Consider the following 821-nt stretch of genomic DNA (forward strand, 5'->3'; position numbering starts at 1 on the left):
TCGGGGGTGGGGGTGCCGATCCAGCCGGTGTCGAGGGCGGTGTGGGCGAGGAGGGCGAGGGCGTCGGCGCGGAGCTGGTCGATGGTGCGGTTGTCGCCGTTGTTGCGGGCGGTGCGGGCGGCGGCTTCGAGGGCGAGGTCGAGGCTGGTGGCGTCGGTGGCGGGGAGGACGGAGTAGATCGAGGCCATGCCGTCGGGCAGGGCGCGGGGGTGGTGCACGCGGCGGGTGGCGCGTGCCTTGCAGTGGCGGTCCTCGGCGTCGTCGGGGTCGACGGCGATGAGCGCGCGGGCGATGTCGGCCTTGAGCTGGGTGTTGGTGCGGGTGGCGGCGCCGGGGAGGACTTCTTGTTCCACGGCCCAGGCGATGGCCTGGTCGTAGGGCGCGAGGGTGGTGACGATCGTGGCGGCCTTCTGCTCGTCGATGATCCCCGCGGCCAGGGCCTCACCGGTCTCGGTCAGGACGCCGCTGGTGTAGGCGGTGCCGGTCTGGACGAGGCGGGAGGCGGCGTAGCGGGACAGGGCCAGACGCATCGCGAGCTCTTCGGCGGCCACGCACACCGCCTTGCCGGGGCGGGGACCGAGGTTGGGCCAGGTCGGGTTCATGCTCGGGCGCCGGGCCAGGTCCGCGGCGCTCATCGCGGCACGGGCAGCGGCCCAGGCCTGCTGGCGGCGGTAGGCGGCCACGACCTCGACCGCGGCGTAGTCCCCGACCCCACCGACGTCGATCCCTTCCAGCACCGCGGCGAGCTGTGGGCCGGGCGCCAGGCCCGCGAGCCACTCACCCAGCGCCTCCCCACCATCAGCATCCGCCGCCGGCGGGAC

Annotated in this window: 1 protein-coding gene; it reads right to left on the minus strand. The window is 75.0% G+C overall.

All coding sequences use genetic code 11. The features are described from left to right. On the minus strand, positions 1-821 hold an 821-nt coding region (locus V2J63_RS15740; RefSeq protein ID WP_331231939.1), incomplete at both ends, for a DUF222 domain-containing protein.

Source organism: Georgenia wangjunii, from assembly GCF_036421975.1.
GTDB lineage: Bacteria > Actinomycetota > Actinomycetes > Actinomycetales > Actinomycetaceae > Georgenia_A > Georgenia_A wangjunii.